A 17,056-nucleotide genomic window follows, 5' to 3' on the forward strand; every position below is an offset into this window, starting at 1 on the left:
TTTTCGGGAAGCTTACCTTTAGCGACCCATCTTAATCGAGTACGCGCAGTGAATAATCTGCTGCGCGGATATCCTTGGTCAGACTGCCAATCGAAATCCGGTCAACGCCAGTCTCAGCAATCGCCCGAACGGTTTCCATATTAATGCCGCCAGACGCTTCCAATAGCGCCCTGCCCGCAGTTAACTTGACCGCATCCCGCATTGCATCAAGGGTAAAATTATCGAGTAGAACCGATGTTGCACCGGCATTCAGCGCTTCATCCAACTCCACCAAATTTTCCACCTCGACCTGAATCGTTACTCCAGCATTCAGGTTTTGAGCGGCACGCATTGCCGCGCTGATTCCACCAGCGGCGGCGATATGGTTTTCCTTGATCAAGATACCGTCATACAATGCCAGCCGTTGATTATGACCGCCACCCACACGAACCGCGTACTTTTGCGCTAAGCGTAAGCCCGGCAACGTTTTACGGGTATCGAGTATTTTCGCGTTAGTATCGGCAATCAGGTTGACGTAACTGCGGGTCGCGGTGGCAACACCGGACAGCAACTGCAGAAAATTGAGCGCACCGCGTTCAGCGGTCAGCAAACCGCGTGCTGGTGCAGCAATATCGCAGACTTTGCTGTCGGCGCGCATTACATCACCTTCGGCGTAATGCCATTCAATCTGAATGCGGCTGTCGAGCCGTTGCATGACCGCCTCAAACCAAGGCGCCCCACAAAGAACCGCTTCCTCGCGCACGATCACGCGCGCTTTTACCATGGCATCGGCCGGTACCAACATACCGGTGAAGTCTCCACTGCCGACATCTTCAGCAATACCAGTATTAATATTATTTTCAAATGCCGCTTGCAATGCCTGATCAAACGGTGCGAAACGGTTTTTCAATGAGCTATTTGCATTGTTTACATTACTGATAGGGAGACTCATGCGGGACCGATTCCTGAAAATAGTGTTTGTTCTTGTGCCAGATCGCTGGACGGACGGGTATTGGCTTTGCGCTCCGCTGCAAAGTCGAGCATGCGGTCAATACAGATCACTGCCTTGCGGCTGACTTCAGTATCAACGTGAATTTCGTTGCTACCAGACTCTAATACGTCGGCCAGATTCTGCAATCCGTTCATCGCCATCCAGGGACAATGCGCACAGCTTTTGCAAGTAGCGCTGTTACCGGCAGTGGGCGCGTCAATGAAGCGCTTGCCAGGTGCGGCCATACGCATTTTATGCAAAATACCGTTATCAGTCGCAACGATAAACTCATCCGCATCCAACATCTGCGCAGCAGCGATCAACTGAGAAGTGGAGCCAACAACATCGGCCTGATCCACCACATCTTGCGGTGACTCCGGATGCACCAACACTTTAGCTTTCGGATGCTGCTTGCGCAACAGTTCAAGTTCAATCCCCTTAAACTCATCATGCACCAGACAAGAACCTTGCCACAGCAACATGTCAGCGCCGGTTTTTTTCTGAATATATCCACCAAGATGCTTATCTGGTGCCCACAGGATTTTTTTCCCTTGTGCGTGCAAATGGGCGACGATATCCAAACCGATTGACGATGTCACCATCCAATCAGCACGCGCCTTCACAGCGGCGCTGGTATTGGCATACACGACCACAGTACGGTCTGGATGGGCGTCACAGAACGCACTGAACTCGTCAGCAGGACAACCTAAGTCCAACGAACAAGTAGCGTCAAGATCGGGCATCAAGACGCGTTTGTGGGGGCTAAGAATTTTAGACGTTTCGCCCATAAACTTCACACCAGCAACCACCAACGTCTGGGCTGGATGATCGCGACCAAAACGCGCCATTTCAAGCGAGTCCGAAACACAGCCACCTGTTTCTTCTGCCAGATCCTGCAAATCTGCATCGACGTAATAATGGGCGACCAATACTGCTTGCTTTTCTTTTAACAAGCGTTTGATACGCGCCTTTAATTCAGTTTTTTCCTGCTGTGTAGGGTTGGCAGCGACCCTAGCCCAAGCTTGCGCGGTACAACTGCTGCCTTGCGCCATTTGCGGGCGCTCGAATTCAATAGTTTTAATAAGTTGCGATGGCATAACGATAATGAACCTGAATCTAGTGAAACGCCAATAAGAACTGAAACCAAAAAAAATCTAGCCTCAGCCGGTAGGAGCCTAATTTTAACGCCAACGCCGATTCAATGCTGCGGTATAGTTTTATTGCTTCTGTTAAAAATTTCACTTACTATCAATTTAACAAGAATTAGAGGCCTGACAGGGATGACACTTTTTGACAAAACCACCCGTGGAAGAGCAGAAATCGCCATCCGTGGAAATAATTTATCACCACGCTTGCGTACCTTGTTATTGCTCGTCGATGGCAAAACGGACAGCGATAAGCTGCTGACCAAGGTCGCTGGCTTGGGGTTGTCAGCTTCGCATCTGGAAATACTATTAGAGTCGGGACTCATTGAAGCCCACGTTACTGTTATCGCGCCGCTGACAGTTGCCCCCTCAACTAAGCCAGCAATCAACACGGATACTTTCAATGCGTCGGTAGCGTCACCACCTTCCGCTGCCCCTGTCTTCGGAATACCACAAACGCAAACAATTCTACCAATAGGAAAAAGTCAGTTCGAATGCGTTTATCGGTTTTACAACGAAACGATCAAGAGCATGATCGGTTTGCGTGGATATAGTCTGCAACTGAGGGTCGAACGGGCTAGTTCGATTGATGATTTCAAAGAAATAAGACAGCTTTATCTCGAAGCCATATTTAAGTCCAAAGGCAAAGAAATCACCCGCAGCCTGCGCGATCGACTCGATCAGTTACTTTATCTTGGCGAACCGGGGCCAAATTCTATCAATTTGGAATAGCACTTTAAAGAACGCCACTAAAGCGCAAAAAAAAGTGCACCTAAAACGTAGGGTGCACTTTTTTGACATTCACGAAGACAACCTCTTCACCAGCCACCTAAACCACCAGTCAACACTCGCAATCTAGCATAGAGAAGCAACTCCGCACCCATGTTGACTGCACTAGAATAGCCAATAACTGATCGTCAAATCAGTTACTCAATACCTTGGCTAGTCAGATAATCTTCATAATTGCCGCGGAAATCAACTATTTCAGTCTCTTTGACTTCTAAAATACGTGTTGCCAGAGATGATACAAATTCCCGGTCATGAGAGACAAAAATCAACGTACCGGCATATTTATCAAGAGCAATATTGAGCGATTCAATAGACTCCATATCCATATGATTGGTTGGCTCGTCCATTAACAAAATGTTATGGCGGCCCAACATCAATTTGCCATAAGTCATTCGTCCCTTTTCACCACCCGATAATACTTTGACAGATTTCTTGACGTCATCGCCACTGAACAACAAGCGACCAAGAATCGAGCGAACCGCCTGATCGTCGTCACCTTCCTGTGTCCATGCGCCCATCCAGTCAGTCAGCGTAATATCCGCGGCAAAGTTTTCAGTTGGGTCTTGCGGCATGTAACCTGGATTAGCGTTTTCTGCCCATTTCACCAAACCCGTATCTGCTTCGAGCCCGCAAATATCTGTGCCGCCTATGCTACGAAGCAAAGTGGTTTTACCCGCGCCGTTGGCACCGATAATCGCGATACGCTCGCCAGCTTCAACCATGATGCCAAAATTCTTAAACAGCGTACGGTCGTAACTCTTGGTGATGCTTTGCACATCCACAGCCAGTCGATGCAATTTTTTCTCGCCATCAAAACGAATAAACGGATTGGCGCGGCTGGATGGCTTAAGGTCTTCAACCTTAATCTTTTCAATTTGCTTGGCACGGGATGTCGCCTGACGCGCTTTAGATTTATTCGCCGCAAAACGACGCACAAAGTCTTGCAATTCAGCGACTTTATCCTTAGCTTTTGCATTGACTGACAACTGCTGCGCACGCGCTTGTGTGGACGCCAGCATATAGTCATCGTAGTTTCCGGGATATACCTTCAATGTGCCGTAATCCATATCGGCCATGTGAGTACACACCTGATTCAAAAAGTGACGATCATGGGAAATAATGATCATGGTCGAATTGCGCTGATTTAATACATCTTCAAGCCAGCGAATGGTGTTGATATCCAGGTTATTCGTCGGCTCGTCGAGCAACAGAATGTCAGGATTAGAGAACAGCGCCTGCGCCAACAATACGCGCAATTTCCAACCCGGCGCGACATTGCTCATTGGACCTTTATGCTGGTCCATCGCCACGCCAACTCCCATCAACAGTTCGCCCGCGCGTGATTCAGCGGTATAACCATCGTATTCTGCGAATTTGGCCTCAAGGTCGGCGGCCTTCATATAATCGTCGTCGGTCGCCTCAGGATCGGCATAAATTGCATCGCGCTCGGCCATGGCAGCCCACATTTCAGTGTGGCCCATCATGACGACATCAAGCACGCGCATTTCTTCGAATGCAAATTGATCCTGACGCAGTTTACCTAAACGCTCGTTCGGGTCCAACATCACGTTTCCGCCAGACGGATCAAGATCACCGCCCAAAATTTTCATGAAGGTCGACTTGCCGCAGCCGTTGGCACCGATCAAACCATAGCGATTGCCATCGCCGAATTTGACCGAAATGTTTTCAAACAACGGCTTGGCGCCGAACTGCATTGTAATATTTGCTGTGGATAGCACGGAAAAAAGCCCTTAGAAACAATATGGAATAACCTTCTATTTTACCATTTTGCTGCGACGTGTTCAGTCACGACCAAAAATAGGGTCGTTTTGCTGCTTAAATATCATCAAAAAAGTACTAGCAACCAACATTTAATGCATCTAAACCAAACTCATTCCGCTTAGAGTGAACATCGACATAATTAGTCAAACAACATTGCGCGCACCCTAATTCGGCGAATGTCGTACCGATATTAATCTCACCAATCAAGGGAACCTTTTCTGGAGGAAGACTTTCCTATAAGCCTCAATTCTACGCAGCGCGTCGCCATGGGCCTCGCAAATAAGGCGATCCAGTAGTAACAATACTTAATTTTTTTACCCGCAAAACAGGAAACACGTATGCGAACTCAATCGCCACATAACAATCCCACCATCGCTGCCGCTTCAAACCAGGAAGCCGGTCATCATCTTGCAGTTGCGACAGCCGGTGAGGCTGGAAATTACGGCGTCAATTATGTCAAGGAACGGGTCAACGACAGCGTAGTGTTGGAAATTCTTCGAAACGGAGCATGCCCTGAGGACCTAAAGAAGCAGCAACGCATCATGCAGCAGTCAGCAGGAACTTTCGGAAAAGCGATGAATAGTTTCACTTCGGAAGATTTTATTGAACTTACTAACGCAGTCAAACTTTATGCAATTGGAAATTGTGCTGATCTATGCATGCTCGCGGCACGCGCAATCGTTGAAAATGGCTATCCCCATACTGTTGAACTTTGCGGAATATCAGGCGAATTAAATGATTATTTCTTAGACCATGCTTTTTTAAGCATCCATTGTGATCCACAAAACGAGAATGCACGCAGCCATGTTATCGATCCACTCGTAGAATTGCTGAGTCCATCCGATCAAAGTCATTTTCTTGGCGCCGTTCAGCCGAAGACGTTTGAACAGCAACATTCTTATCGACATTTATTCTGTTACGCTATCCATCAAATAACTGGTGCCGCACAATTTGTGTCATTAGCTGATATTTCCAATCTGGAGATACTTTCTATCGGGACATTTTCTTACACTCCCGATAGCCAGCTTCAATTCAATCCAAGCACAAGTTAGTCCTGATGTGAAAAGTTAACGCACAATTAACTCAGTAATGACGCGTGCCCAAAACTTTACAACATGTCCATCCGTATAAAAAGATAAATTAAGGCCGCGAGACCGTGTCGAGACCAAGAACGCTGGCATCCTCCGCGCCATGTCCTGCTGAAATGAGCTGGTCCATTCTCACGGCAATCGAAGGCAATGCCGCCATCGGCCGATCACCTGTTGTCTCCAACATCAATCGAACGTCCTTGCGCGCCATCGCCAGTTCAAAACTCGCAGTGAAGTGTCCCTTGGCCATGCTTAGCCCTCGCCCACCAACCATGCCGTTCAGATCAAGCAGACCAAGCAATTTGATAGCATCTTCACCGTCAACACCGCTGGCTTGCGCGAGTGTGAGAACGTCCGCCATCACCGCGGTGAGGCCAATAATCATGGCATTGCCAAACAATTTGTTCGCTGCGGCAAGATCGGCGCGCTCACCCATATATTGGAGACGCTTGGTCATTTTGGCGAGATCCGCCTCGACGGATTCGAAAAGCGCCCGTGGCCCCGCAACCATCATCGCCCCTTGAGCATTGCGCGCAGCAGGTGGCCCCATAAAGACCGGACAGTGTAAATATTTCACACCAGCCGCATGTAATCTTTCGGCCCGCTCAGCAGTCAGCGTCGGTAATGTTGTAGTGTGATCAATCAGGATCGCATCAGGCAATAATCCACTGCGCGCCGCCGCAATAACCTCTTCAACTACTGCGTCATCCTTCAACACAATGTGAACTCTTGAAGCACCTTGAACCGCTTCAGCAGGCGTCGTTGCTGCCTTCACGCCAAACTGCGCCAGAGCGACAACTTTATCCATGGAGCGATTCCATGCAGTAACAGAATCACCACGTTTTGTAGCCGCCTCAGCGAAGGCGGCTCCGAGTAAGCCAGTACCAAGAAAAGCGATGTTTGCCATGACGTATCCTTTTAAAATTTAAGCTGAACAACAGAATGCGTAAATATAACACCGGTGCAATTTGGCAGATTGCGACTGAGGGCTTTATGGCGGCTAATCAATACTCATCGACTTCACCACGATGCTCTACTTTCGCTCCACAAACGGCGCAATGCCGTTTTTTATGTTTATCTGCTTCGTACGATCTTCAATAGGCGACGGCAATAGATAAGTCTCGGGCTTGCTGGTTTTTGTATGCCAATCTATCAACACTGCTATTTACAGCCCACCCTCTTGTCCGCCGCGCTTCGCAAATCATCCAGCTTATTTACACAAAGCTGTCCGGTCTTTAGAAGAAATCAGAGGAGCTGTTTACACTTTATTCGCTATATTCTCTAGAATACAGCACTAATAGCAAAATAATTGCCGACAACAGATCCCCGTTTCATCGCGAGGTGATGCCTCCCCACTTACGAGCACCGACCGAATTGATGCGCGAGCGAATTAAGCAATGGCACGTTTCCGTTTGGCCCTCTACGAAAAGGGTTAAGACATCGCTGGGACTAAATTTTGATATTGATCAAGACAAGCTCTATAACGTCGCCATTGTTGCCAACATCGACAAATGTGAAGACGGGTGACGTAAAAACATTCTATGAAAAGACAAGCAAAATGAACCACCACAAAACATGTATCAAATACGTAATTTTTTCCTTCGCTTTAGGTACGGGCGCTGCAAATGCTGCATCGGATGCCCAGGCACCAGTCAGAGTATTTGCTGCTAGCAGCTTAACCGGTGCAATGACTGCCGTCGCCAAACTCTATTCTCAGCAGACCGGGCAGCAGATCGAAACGGTATTTGGTCCAGCCGGATTGTTGTTGGACCGTATCGAAAATCGCGAACCGGCTGATATCCTTGTGTCAGCTAATATGGAACATCCGCAGAAACTTGCGGACGATGGATTTGCCACGCAACCTGTTGTTTTGGTACGCAACAGATTGTGCGCGACAGCGCTGCCTAACTCCAACCTCACCACGGAAAATTTGCTGGACCGCTTGATGGATCCGCGCGTCAGGTTAGGCACCTCGACACCGAAGGCCGATCCCGGAGGCGACTACGTTTGGATGATGTTTGCGAAGGCGGAAAAAGTACGGCATGGCGCACAAGCCGTTCTGGAAAAGAAGGCACAGCAACTGGTGGGTGGCACGAACAATCCACCTGTTCCTCAAGCAAAGGATGCAGTGACATATTTCTTTGCACAAAAGAAAGTGAATATTTTCCTCGGTTATTGCAGCTCGCGTCAAACCACTCCTGACCCCGAGTTAACGTCTGTCGAACTGCCGGAAGCACTGTCAATCACCGCCGACTATGGTTTATCTGTCGTGACGCGGGAGCCGAAATCTCATATCGCTGCATACCGATTTGCGCTGTTTCTTTTAAGCCCGCAAGCGCAAAAAATAATGAGTCAGTATAAATTTACGGCGGTGGCGATCTCCTCAGCTAAATAGATAATCATGCTATCTGTATTTGGCCGAGACTATTTTAATGGTCGTGCGTTTGCTTTCTTATCGATAAATATCACAATGGCCTAGCCAAAACGAATGCCTTTTCAGGACAACACAGACGATTCAGTCACTTGTCGATGACGGAATAATTAAGCCCGTCGATGCAGAGGCTATGGCGCGACTTATCAATGGTACTGCCCATATTGGCGCTCTTTGAATTGCAGCTTCTGATGCGTCATCAACCATGTTAGTCAAAGCAGTCGACGCATTTCGCCAGCTTGCGTCGGAACTACTGAAGGCCAATGAAGGATAGCACTGGACGCTTACATGACGCGCTTGTCAACCTTTTGGATCTTGTGGCTTGGCCGTACCCAAATACGCCAAAAAGTAAGAGTATTCATGGACTTCTTTGTCGAAAGATTTAATGCGGAACTCAACGCTAGTCTCGATGGAAACGTACGCCGCGCAATTGACATACACGAAGGAGAGGACATGAACGAGTCCGCCTTTAGGGCGCTCGTTAACCAAGCGGTTGCTCTTAACGACTCTGGCAAGGCAAAAACTGCAAAAAAATAAAGTAGTGAAGAATTCCGCCATAGAAAATACCCGACAACGCGCGATTTTTACGAGCGCAGAACTGACCAGATTTCTCGTTAGAATTCTGCCGTGGTGATCGATAGCAGGCCATTGCAAAGGCGAGCCTTGGGATTGATGCTTCGGCGCACCTCTCCCTTCAATCTGATGGCCTACCTCTTGTACTTACCTCTTGTACTTGACGCAATCAGGCGAGAGACTATTATTGGGTGTGGCCTTGGCTTTTAACTTTTTCAATACCGGCCTTATTCAACTCAGTCAACTCAGTCAACTCAGTCACGCCAACTTACTTCCTGGAATCATTTAGTCGCCGATTTAAAATATGCCGCTTCCGCGACAACAAATCGAAAGGAAATGATCATGCAAACCAAAGGTATCATCCGACTTCATCGTGTGCTACGTGCAAATCCAGAACGCATCTATCGTGCATTTTTACACGCTGACGCAATGACCAAGTGGCTTCCGCCATACGGTTTCACCTGCAAGATTCATCACATGGATACAACAGCTGGCGGCACTTACAGGATGTCGTTCACAAACTTCGCAACCGGCCAGGAGCACTCCTTCAGCGGAGAATATCGTGAACTGGTACCGTTCGAAAAAATTCACTACACGGACAAGTTTGACGATCCGAACCTTCCAGGAGAAATGCAAACAGTGGTGAGCTTGAAGGAAGTGCTGTGCGGAACCGAAATCAGTATCGTGCAAGAGGGATTGCCGGAAGCCATTCCGCTGGAGATGTGTTATCTCGGTTGGCAAGAGTCGCTCGCGCAACTTGCCAAACTCGTCGAGCCAGAGATTTCGGGGTAGCCAGGCAAGGCACGTTCTGGTCTGGTGTTTTAATCTCTTCTTGGGAAAGCCTTATTTTCCATCGGACGGCGGATACTCGTCGCCTACGCAGGATGTTGAACCAGAATCCGAACGAAAGGCTTTCAAATGGCGCAGCATCGATGCTTGCGCCAACGCCCTGCTTTTCCCGTGGACGGCGCGATCCGTGACGCACTACTCAAATCCCTATTTTTGAGCGTCACTTACGTATTTGCTTCAAAACGAAGGTAACGATTAGGATTACGTCGCGGGTTTGATCCGCAAATCTATCACGCTCAAAAAATCATAGGCAGTGAAAATGCTTTTGTTTGCACAGGGCGGCTGTGCGTCTGAGCTAAGGCACACGGTATTTTTGGCAACTACATGGTTTCATGTTTAGTGTCGATGGGGCCGAATTATTTCCCACACACAAAGACAGGGTTCACGCTCGAATACGGCATATCCAATCGGGGGGATTTAGTAGAAAACAGAACGCAAGCACCTACGCTGGATACACAAATCGCATACCTACACAAATTGTGAGAGGCACTATAAAGATTATGTTTTTTAACGGTGAAGAAAACGATTAGACCACCGACTGCGATCACCAACTCTCGGTTTTATTTGTCGAAAAATCTTACACAATGCGAGATGCGATATGTCATATTTTAGCTAACCTATTGATTAGGTTGATATTATTAATATGGCATGTTTTATGCTTACCTTCTATTGCCTTATTTTCTCTCACAATAAAAAGAAATATATCCAATTGGAGTTCTTGATGAAACATAGCACTTTTCGCGGTTTAATGGTCACGGCAGCTTTAATTGGCGTCAGTTTTGTAGCTCAAGCCAATGTATTTACACAGCCAAGTTACACACAAAATACGACATTTACCGACGCAGATCCCGGGACGACCATGACGCTTGCCTGGGATGGGGTAAATTACTATACGGCATCAGGTGGCTCTCAATCTAGCCCCTATTCAAAGTACGCTGCTAATGGCACTTTAATCGCTTCGGCATCACCTTCGCCCGGAATTGACTTCCGCTCGGTGTTCACCAATTCTTCAAATAATTTGCTAGCGCGCGGCTATGGCAGCAATGTTATTTACCAACAAACCTCATTTGGTCATTTTACGAGTTTGGTAACGTTGAATGGCGGATCCTTGGATTCTCAGTCTGCCGTTGTAATGAATAGCGCGGGCACCGAATATTTGGCACAATCCGCGGGTCAAGTCCGCTCCTGGGATCTAACGGGTAACTATCTTGGAGCCATCACTTTAGCGGGTTTTAGTGGATCTCAGGCTAGCTATCCACAAGGCCGTGGATTGGCTATCGTTGGCAATGATTTATTGACCTACTACAATGGCACTGTGAATGCATGGAGTATGACTGGCCAAGATCTTGGCTCGGCAACTCTGATATCCGGCGGCACTAGCTTTGATTCTAACTTCAGTTATAGCTATGCGAACGATCAGTTCTGGGTAGTGGATCAAGCTAAAGGAACATGGCGTGGTTACGATATTGGTTTGACAGGTGGCCAAGCGGTGCCGGAGCCTGCAACCCTGGCATTGCTAGGTTTGGGACTGTTTGGTATCGCTGTAATGCGAAAAAAACGTTTAATGTGATTTTCAATTAACTGATCTGCGATGAGGTATTCCTCAGCTTTTTTGGCGCTATAAATGCCATTCAAGGCAAGGAATAACTCACCACCGAGGATGCTGCCGGCATGGCGCGTCCCCGATGTGACCAAGTGAATCTTTTCAATGGTAGCAAGAAACATCTGTTGGCATAGAGCTGATCAATGCAATCAAAGGCCGCAAACAATCGCGCCCGACAACTAAATTCGTACGGCAGACATTCCGTCGATATTTATCAGTCAAATAGGCCAGCCTAACCAATGATCATTTCAGGCGTCCAAGTCGTGCCGTAAGCAAATCAAAAAAACCCTGGGCGTCACCGTTTTCGATCCAGAATGCATTTTTGTTTTGGTCAAGCGTGCCATACCAATCGGCGACAGTCTGACCAAAACCTATTCCCTCTCGGCTATCGATGTCAACGTGGATCTGCTTGCCGCTGAACAGCTCTGGCTTCAGCAACCACGCTATAACGCTGGCGTCATGTACCGGACCGCCAGACAAACCGTAATGCAGCATGTCGGCGGGAACATAGGCGTTAAGTATGTCGCTGACCAGCGTACCCGCCTGATTGTGTAATCCGGCAATCTGATTGAGCCGCTGCGGACTGGTCAGAATCTTGTGGGTGACATCGAGCGGTATATAAGTCAGCTTGACACCGCTTGCCAACACCACCTGCGCGGCCTGGGGATCAGCGAAGATATTAAATTCTGCGACTGGTGTAATGTTGCCGCCGTTGAAATGCGCGCCACCCATCACCACGACTTCCTTAATGCCGTTGGTAATCTCCGGTGCCTGCATCAGTGCCAGCGCGAGATTGGTTTCCGGCCCGAGCATGGCGATGGTGATGCTATGTGGTTTGGCCTTGCTCAAGGTATTGATCAGATACTGGACCGCATTACCGGAAGCCAACCCTTGTTTCGGCTCATGCACGGTCACCCCCGGCAACCCTTCTTTACCGTGGATGTTCTCCGCATAGATTGGCGTCCGCATCAGTGGTTTTGGCGCTCCCGCATACACGGGCACGTCTTCACGCCCAGCCCATTCGCGCGCTAGCCGGGCATTACGTGAGGTTTTATCGAGACGGACATTGCCTGCTACGGTGGTGATGGCCAACACATTGAGCTCTTGGGGCGATGCCAGCGCCAGAAGTAACGCCACTACATCGTCGGCGCCCGGATCGGTATCGATGATGAGATCGCGCTTTTCGGCCGCGTGAGCGGATGTTATGCTCAATAGCGACAACAGTAATAAGCCTCGCAGAAGCTGCCTACAATAAAGATTGAAACGTTGCATAAGTAAATTCCTTGTCCTATGTGGAGGATATGTGTGGAGATGGCAGCGATAAGCCAGACAACAGTGGATATTACCGCAAGGTTGATAACGTCCTTTTAATTCGGCGAGGGACGGATAGCGGGATTTGCATATGCAACTTGTTTTGGACGGGACATAAAATGGGACCGGACAAATAAAAAAGTCTCGCCGAATGTCATCGTGGGAGACTTTTCTTGACCAGGTAGCGGAAATCACCTAATCAGCGGACCATGGAAAAAATGAGGAATCAGCCTCTGGTATGCTTAGTTGCTTTGCGTCGTGAAGCGACGAAGCCTAAGATTCCAAGACCCAACAAAGCCAGCGAAGTCGGTTCAGGAACGGCGGAGACACGGACATTATCAAAACCCTCGGTTGAAATGAACCCACCATCGGTGAATGTCTGGATTGATGCAGTGGTAAATGATTCGCCAGCGCTAGCAATAACACCAAAAAAGCCACTCGATTTGTAATTGAAAACTACCGTAGTCAAGGCATTGACTTTCAATGAATAGCTATCAGTAACATCCGTATCGAACCAATCGAAACCAAGCGCCTGAACCGCACGACCAAAACTAAAGGTGGTAGTAGGACCGACGTTACCTTGAGTTCCCTCCCCCCAACCATAGAAATTTTGGCCGGAAAAATTTGCCGGAATCGCCGTATTGTCACTGCCACTAATAGATCCGGTCGAAATGCCGCTCTTGTTACCGTTCGCTACGCTGGACAGCGAAAAACCGTTAAAGGTACCGGCAAAATTATTGCCAGATACGTTGGGGGTAGCAGTGCTAAAGGTTTCTAGAGAGGTTGCACCCGCAGCAGCCTCAAATAACGCCAGGTTAGTGTAAGTTGTGAGGGTTGCCTGTGCCGATACCGAAAATAATGTTGTGACGGTAACGGCAGCAACGAAAGCGATTTTTTTAATATTTTTCATAACTTCCCCGTTAAATAATTACCCTAAAGTCGCTGCCCTTGATTACATAGCTTTAGTTGCGCACCTTAGACATGAAATAGATTTTCCAATGACTAAATAGCAATAGTTATGCCACATATACTATTTGTTTTAAATCATGGACTTATGATTTTTTCAAACCTATCTCACGGCAAGAGTGTAAAAAATACTGACAATTTGATCTGCGTCGACCAGGAAAATACAATACGTGAGGCACCGGCTGCTCTCCCTATCGCCATTTTTTTAATTTGTAATTGGCTAAGGGGTCACCCAAACGCTTTGGATCATCCGCGAACGCATCGCGTCTAATCACTTTTTTATCAACTGAAAATCAAGACTTCACAGATTTTACCGTCTTGCTTTATGCTCTTTTCGTCCCTGATAAAAAGGAAACCAGGTTTGAAAGCCTGAAAACACAAAATCGCACAAAACGATCTAGTGCCTTTTTTTATGTGCAATCATCTCTCTTTGCCTCAAAGGGCGGCTGTGGCGGGCAAGTCTTCGTGCTTGCTGGTTTGCTTTTGTGCGCCAGTCTTCCAACTCTACCATTTGCCGCCCACCCGCTTGGAAGCGGGGCGCGGGTTTAACCACACACAAAAGAAAACATCATGCCTTATACCCTTTCGCTTTCAGCCTGCCCTTAACTAATCCACCGGCGTCTTGCTAGCCAAGTCAAAACACTCCAAAAATGACAGCCAGGTAAGCGAAACTGCCACTCGGCATTTGTAATATGATCAGAACACCTATTAAACTCGGGATTTTTACCGTCATTGCCCATGCCTTATGATTATCGCGATATCGGCGGTTTGCAAGGCTCTCTCAACACTCACTATGCGGAGTAAGCAATGAATTCAACATTGAAAGAACTTTTGGACGAGTTGGAAGAGTTCGGTCACGCGAATGACGATTTGATGAGGGATCGACCAGGCCGCATGTTGAACATTACGCGTGACACGGGCGATTTTTTGTCTGTACTGATAAAAATCATGAGCGCTAAACGCATTCTTGAAATCGGCACTTCTAACGGCTACTCAACCCTTTGGTTAGCTGATGCTTCACGGACTTTTGATGGCAAAGTGACGACTGTTGAGATGTCGGCATTTAAAATTGCAATGGCGGCAAAGAACTTCGTCCGAGCGGGCTTGGCCGACCATATCACCCAAATTGAGGGAGATGCTGGCGCCGTGTTGAGCGGTGCGGCAGATGCGGCCTTCGATATGATTTTTCTGGATTCAGACCGCTCTGAATATGGTGGATGGTGGCCGGATTTGAAGCGTGTGCTGCGTCGTGGTGGATTGCTGGTGGTGGATAACGCCACGTCTCACGCTAAAGAGATGGCGCTATTTATCAACATAATTCAAGCAGATGGCGATTTTGTGACGAGCCTGGTTCCCGTAGGGAAAGGCGAATTTCTTGCAACAAAGGAAAAATGAAGTCGCAATATTCCTACAATTATGCCGTCGCTTTCCCGCGCGCCTTTCCACCAATCGCCAGCAAACGTTGCGCCAGGCAAAATATAAACAGCAATGCGCCGATGACGATCTTGGTCCACCACGAGCTCAGTGTGCCGTCGAATGTAATCAGTGTTTGAATGACGCCGAGGATCAATACGCCCGATAGCGTGCCCGCAACATAGCCGTAACCACCGCTCAATAACGTGCCGCCGATGACAACTGCTGCAATGGCGTCGAGCTCTGCGCCTTGGGCGTGTAAGCCGTAGCCGGACAGCATGTAAAGTGAAAACAGAATCCCGGCCAGTGACGCGCAAAATCCGCTGAAGGAATAGATCAGTATTTTGGTACGGCCAACCGGCAAACCCATCAGCAATGCCGATTCTTCATCACCGCCAATGGCGTAGACGGCGCGACCAAAACGGGTGTAGTGCGCGAGATAGATCGCCACCCCCAGCATGACGAGGGCAATCATGACGCTGGGAGAAATGAACGCACCGAAAAACGTCAATCTGGCCTGCGATAGCGACACGTAGAGCGGGTTATCGATGGTGATGGAATTGATGCTGATGAGGTAGCATAAACCGCGCGCAAAAAACATTCCCGCGAGCGTGACGATGAAGGCCTGCAATTTAAAGAAATGAATCAATGCGCCCATGAATGCGCCAAATAGCGATCCGATCAGGAGTACGCAAATCATGACAAATAACGGCGGCCAATGCAGGCTTTCGAGCAAATAGGCCGAGATCATTGTGGTCAGCGCTAATACTGAACCGACCGACAGATCAATCCCGCCGGACAGAATCACAAAGGTCATGCCAAGACCGATGACCAGCAAATAGGCGTTATCAATCAGGAGATTGAAAAATACTTGCACTGAAAAAAATCCAGTATAAGAGAAGGAGCCAAGACCGAACATGATGGCAAATAACGCCACCGTAATCACGGAGGTGAAATAAGGTGAATTAAATAATGAGCGGGTCTGCGATGCAGCAGACTTGGGCAATGTCAGTGATTTGGGAAGGTTTTGTATGGCGTTCTTCATTATTTGGTCGCCGCAAAAAAATGTTTGAAACTGCGTATTCCGGCAGCAGAAAAATGCCAGCGAAATTGCGACGATTGTGACAAACAAACGATGAATACGACGATGGACTTGACCACCATGTTTACCTCAGGTGGAACGCCAATTGAATAGATGGTGTAGGTCAGTGTCTGAATAATTAATGCGCCGATGATGCTGCCAACCAAACTGAATTTACCACCGGCCAAGGATGTACCACCCAAGGTCACGGCCAGGATTGCGTCGAGTTCCATCAACAGACCGGCGTTGTTGGCGTCGGCACTTTTGATATTGGCGCTAATCATGAGACCCGCCATCCCTGCGCAGGCGCTGCAAAACATATACACGAAAAAAATCAGTGCCGAGGTTTTAATACCAGCGAGTCGGGATGCAACCGGATTAATACCGACAGCCTGAATAAAGAGACCAAGCGCCGTTTTACGCATCAGCAACAATAGTAAGCCACCGACCGCCAGCACAATAAATAACGAGAACGGCAGACCGAATAAATAGCCACTGCCGAGAAAGAAAAACGGTTTGTAATACACCGTGATGATTTGTCCGTCAGTGAGCAATTGCGCTAAACCGCGCCCCGCCACCATCAGGATTAAGGTGGCAATGATGGGCTGCAAACCCAAGGTGGAAACCAACAATCCGTTCCAGACGCCGCATAGCAACGCCGCGCCCATGGCGATCAAGAGCGCAAACACCATCGGCATTTTGCTGACGTATTCTGGTGCGCCGTTGATCATCACCATATCGCCGCCGATCAGTCCCGCAGCGACCGCGCCAGAGATCGCCACGACTGCACCGACCGAGATATCGATGCCACGTGTGGCGATGACTAATGTCATGCCAAGCGCTACCAGCATTAACGGCGCTGCACGATTGATGATGTCGATCACGCTGCCATAGAGATGTCCATCTTTGATTTCTAATCGAAAAAATCCGGGGATCATGATCAGGTCGATTAGCAGTAAAAGGGCTAACGCTGCCGTGGGCCAGAATAAGGGATGTTGCATCCAGCTGGATTGGCTTGCAGTTGGTAAGGCTAATGCAGTCGAGGCAGTCGAGGC

15 protein-coding genes and 1 pseudogene are annotated in these 17,056 nt (G+C 48.4%); 8 read left to right on the top strand and 8 right to left on the bottom strand.

Annotation, left to right across the window (positions count from 1 at the left end; genetic code table 11):
• Window positions 1-31: 31 nt before the first annotated feature.
• Window positions 32-931, bottom strand: coding sequence for a carboxylating nicotinate-nucleotide diphosphorylase (nadC, locus tag ACXX82_RS24535; RefSeq protein ID WP_322239204.1), 900 nt, complete (start codon window positions 929-931; stop codon window positions 32-34).
• Window positions 928-2,067: a quinolinate synthase NadA gene (gene nadA, locus ACXX82_RS24540; RefSeq protein ID WP_458563931.1), complete on the bottom strand. Its 1,140-nt coding sequence runs from the start codon at window positions 2,065-2,067 to the stop codon at window positions 928-930. The genes nadC and nadA overlap by 4 nt, the downstream gene beginning before the upstream one ends.
• Window positions 2,068-2,250: 183 nt before the next feature.
• Between nadA and ACXX82_RS24545 the strand changes: the two genes are divergently transcribed.
• Window positions 2,251-2,847: a hypothetical protein gene (locus ACXX82_RS24545; RefSeq protein ID WP_322239208.1), complete on the top strand. Its 597-nt coding sequence runs from the start codon at window positions 2,251-2,253 to the stop codon at window positions 2,845-2,847.
• A gap of 194 nt (window positions 2,848-3,041) precedes the next feature.
• Here the strand turns inward: ACXX82_RS24545 and ACXX82_RS24550 are convergent, their stop codons facing one another.
• Entirely contained in the window at window positions 3,042-4,643 is a 1,602-nt protein-coding gene (locus tag ACXX82_RS24550; RefSeq protein ID WP_322239210.1) for an ABC-F family ATPase, read from the bottom strand.
• A gap of 381 nt (window positions 4,644-5,024) precedes the next feature.
• Here ACXX82_RS24550 and ACXX82_RS24555 point away from each other — a divergent pair, with 381 nt between their 5' ends.
• On the top strand, window positions 5,025-5,738 hold the full coding sequence (locus ACXX82_RS24555; RefSeq protein ID WP_458563932.1) for a hypothetical protein: 714 nt from the start codon (window positions 5,025-5,027) through the stop codon (window positions 5,736-5,738).
• A gap of 88 nt (window positions 5,739-5,826) precedes the next feature.
• On the opposite strand, the gene ACXX82_RS24560 is transcribed toward ACXX82_RS24555, so the two are convergent.
• Complete coding sequence (locus ACXX82_RS24560; RefSeq protein ID WP_458563933.1) at window positions 5,827-6,681, bottom strand: NAD(P)-dependent oxidoreductase; 855 nt, start codon at window positions 6,679-6,681, stop codon at window positions 5,827-5,829.
• A gap of 651 nt (window positions 6,682-7,332) precedes the next feature.
• On the opposite strand from ACXX82_RS24560, the gene modA reads away from it, so the two are divergent.
• The 5 genes and pseudogenes from modA to ACXX82_RS24585 all read left to right on the top strand — a co-directional run bounded on the left by modA (window position 7,333) and on the right by ACXX82_RS24585 (window position 11,197).
• Window positions 7,333-8,169, top strand: coding sequence for a molybdate ABC transporter substrate-binding protein (gene modA, locus ACXX82_RS24565; protein WP_458563934.1), 837 nt, complete (start codon window positions 7,333-7,335; stop codon window positions 8,167-8,169).
• Window positions 8,170-8,236: 67 nt separating this feature from the next.
• Window positions 8,237-8,383, top strand: a complete 147-nt coding sequence (locus tag ACXX82_RS24570) for a TetR family C-terminal domain-containing protein (protein ID WP_416186885.1) — start codon at window positions 8,237-8,239, stop codon at window positions 8,381-8,383.
• Between the two features lie 218 nt (window positions 8,384-8,601).
• A pseudogene (locus ACXX82_RS24575) lies at window positions 8,602-8,742 on the top strand (DUF1801 domain-containing protein); the annotation flags it as partial.
• Window positions 8,743-9,120: 378 nt separating this feature from the next.
• Complete coding sequence (locus ACXX82_RS24580) at window positions 9,121-9,570, top strand: SRPBCC family protein (protein WP_322239218.1); 450 nt, start codon at window positions 9,121-9,123, stop codon at window positions 9,568-9,570.
• 712 nt (window positions 9,571-10,282) lie between these two features.
• Window positions 10,283-11,197: a PEP-CTERM sorting domain-containing protein gene (locus ACXX82_RS24585; protein ID WP_322239220.1), complete on the top strand. Its 915-nt coding sequence runs from the start codon at window positions 10,283-10,285 to the stop codon at window positions 11,195-11,197.
• A 276-nt stretch (window positions 11,198-11,473) separates the two neighbouring features.
• Here the strand turns inward: ACXX82_RS24585 and ACXX82_RS24590 are convergent, their stop codons facing one another.
• Together ACXX82_RS24590 and ACXX82_RS24595 are read right to left on the bottom strand one after the other, a co-directional pair.
• Window positions 11,474-12,502, bottom strand: coding sequence for a nucleoside hydrolase (locus ACXX82_RS24590; protein WP_322239222.1), 1,029 nt, complete (start codon window positions 12,500-12,502; stop codon window positions 11,474-11,476).
• A gap of 265 nt (window positions 12,503-12,767) precedes the next feature.
• The gene (locus ACXX82_RS24595; RefSeq protein WP_322239224.1) at window positions 12,768-13,451 is read right to left on the bottom strand and encodes a PEP-CTERM sorting domain-containing protein; all 684 of its coding nucleotides are present in this window, start codon (window positions 13,449-13,451) and stop codon (window positions 12,768-12,770) included.
• An 863-nt stretch (window positions 13,452-14,314) separates the two neighbouring features.
• Here ACXX82_RS24595 and ACXX82_RS24600 point away from each other — a divergent pair.
• Complete coding sequence (locus ACXX82_RS24600; RefSeq protein ID WP_322239226.1) at window positions 14,315-14,902, top strand: O-methyltransferase; 588 nt, start codon at window positions 14,315-14,317, stop codon at window positions 14,900-14,902.
• A gap of 19 nt (window positions 14,903-14,921) precedes the next feature.
• Here the strand turns inward: ACXX82_RS24600 and yjfF are convergent, their stop codons facing one another.
• Together yjfF and ACXX82_RS24610 are read right to left on the bottom strand one after the other, a co-directional pair.
• Complete coding sequence (gene yjfF, locus ACXX82_RS24605) at window positions 14,922-15,965, bottom strand: galactofuranose ABC transporter, permease protein YjfF (RefSeq protein WP_458563935.1); 1,044 nt, start codon at window positions 15,963-15,965, stop codon at window positions 14,922-14,924.
• The gene (locus ACXX82_RS24610) at window positions 15,965-17,002 is read right to left on the bottom strand and encodes an ABC transporter permease (RefSeq protein WP_322240697.1); all 1,038 of its coding nucleotides are present in this window, start codon (window positions 17,000-17,002) and stop codon (window positions 15,965-15,967) included. Before ACXX82_RS24610 ends, yjfF begins: the two co-directional genes overlap by 1 nt.
• Window positions 17,003-17,056 lie beyond the last annotated feature (54 nt).

This window comes from Glaciimonas sp. GNP009 (assembly GCF_054343755.1).

What these genes read in the sequence shown, in the direction of transcription:
- ACXX82_RS24545 (WP_322239208.1), top strand. Translation starts at nt 2,251, where the DNA reads ATGACACTTTTTGACAAAACCACCCGTGGAAGAGCAGAAATCGCCATC.
- nadC (WP_322239204.1), bottom strand. Translation starts at nt 931, where the DNA reads ATGAGTCTCCCTATCAGTAATGTAAACAATGCAAATAGCTCATTGAAA.
- yjfF (WP_458563935.1), bottom strand. Translation starts at nt 15,965, where the DNA reads ATGAAGAACGCCATACAAAACCTTCCCAAATCACTGACATTGCCCAAG.
- ACXX82_RS24585 (WP_322239220.1), top strand. Translation starts at nt 10,283, where the DNA reads ATGCTTACCTTCTATTGCCTTATTTTCTCTCACAATAAAAAGAAATAT.
- ACXX82_RS24555 (WP_458563932.1), top strand. Translation starts at nt 5,025, where the DNA reads ATGCGAACTCAATCGCCACATAACAATCCCACCATCGCTGCCGCTTCA.
- ACXX82_RS24580 (WP_322239218.1), top strand. Translation starts at nt 9,121, where the DNA reads ATGCAAACCAAAGGTATCATCCGACTTCATCGTGTGCTACGTGCAAAT.
- ACXX82_RS24590 (WP_322239222.1), bottom strand. Translation starts at nt 12,502, where the DNA reads ATGCAACGTTTCAATCTTTATTGTAGGCAGCTTCTGCGAGGCTTATTA.
- ACXX82_RS24600 (WP_322239226.1), top strand. Translation starts at nt 14,315, where the DNA reads ATGAATTCAACATTGAAAGAACTTTTGGACGAGTTGGAAGAGTTCGGT.
- ACXX82_RS24595 (WP_322239224.1), bottom strand. Translation starts at nt 13,451, where the DNA reads ATGAAAAATATTAAAAAAATCGCTTTCGTTGCTGCCGTTACCGTCACA.
- ACXX82_RS24610 (WP_322240697.1), bottom strand. Translation starts at nt 17,002, where the DNA reads ATGCAACATCCCTTATTCTGGCCCACGGCAGCGTTAGCCCTTTTACTG.
- modA (WP_458563934.1), top strand. Translation starts at nt 7,333, where the DNA reads ATGAACCACCACAAAACATGTATCAAATACGTAATTTTTTCCTTCGCT.
- ACXX82_RS24560 (WP_458563933.1), bottom strand. Translation starts at nt 6,681, where the DNA reads ATGGCAAACATCGCTTTTCTTGGTACTGGCTTACTCGGAGCCGCCTTC.
- nadA (WP_458563931.1), bottom strand. Translation starts at nt 2,067, where the DNA reads ATGCCATCGCAACTTATTAAAACTATTGAATTCGAGCGCCCGCAAATG.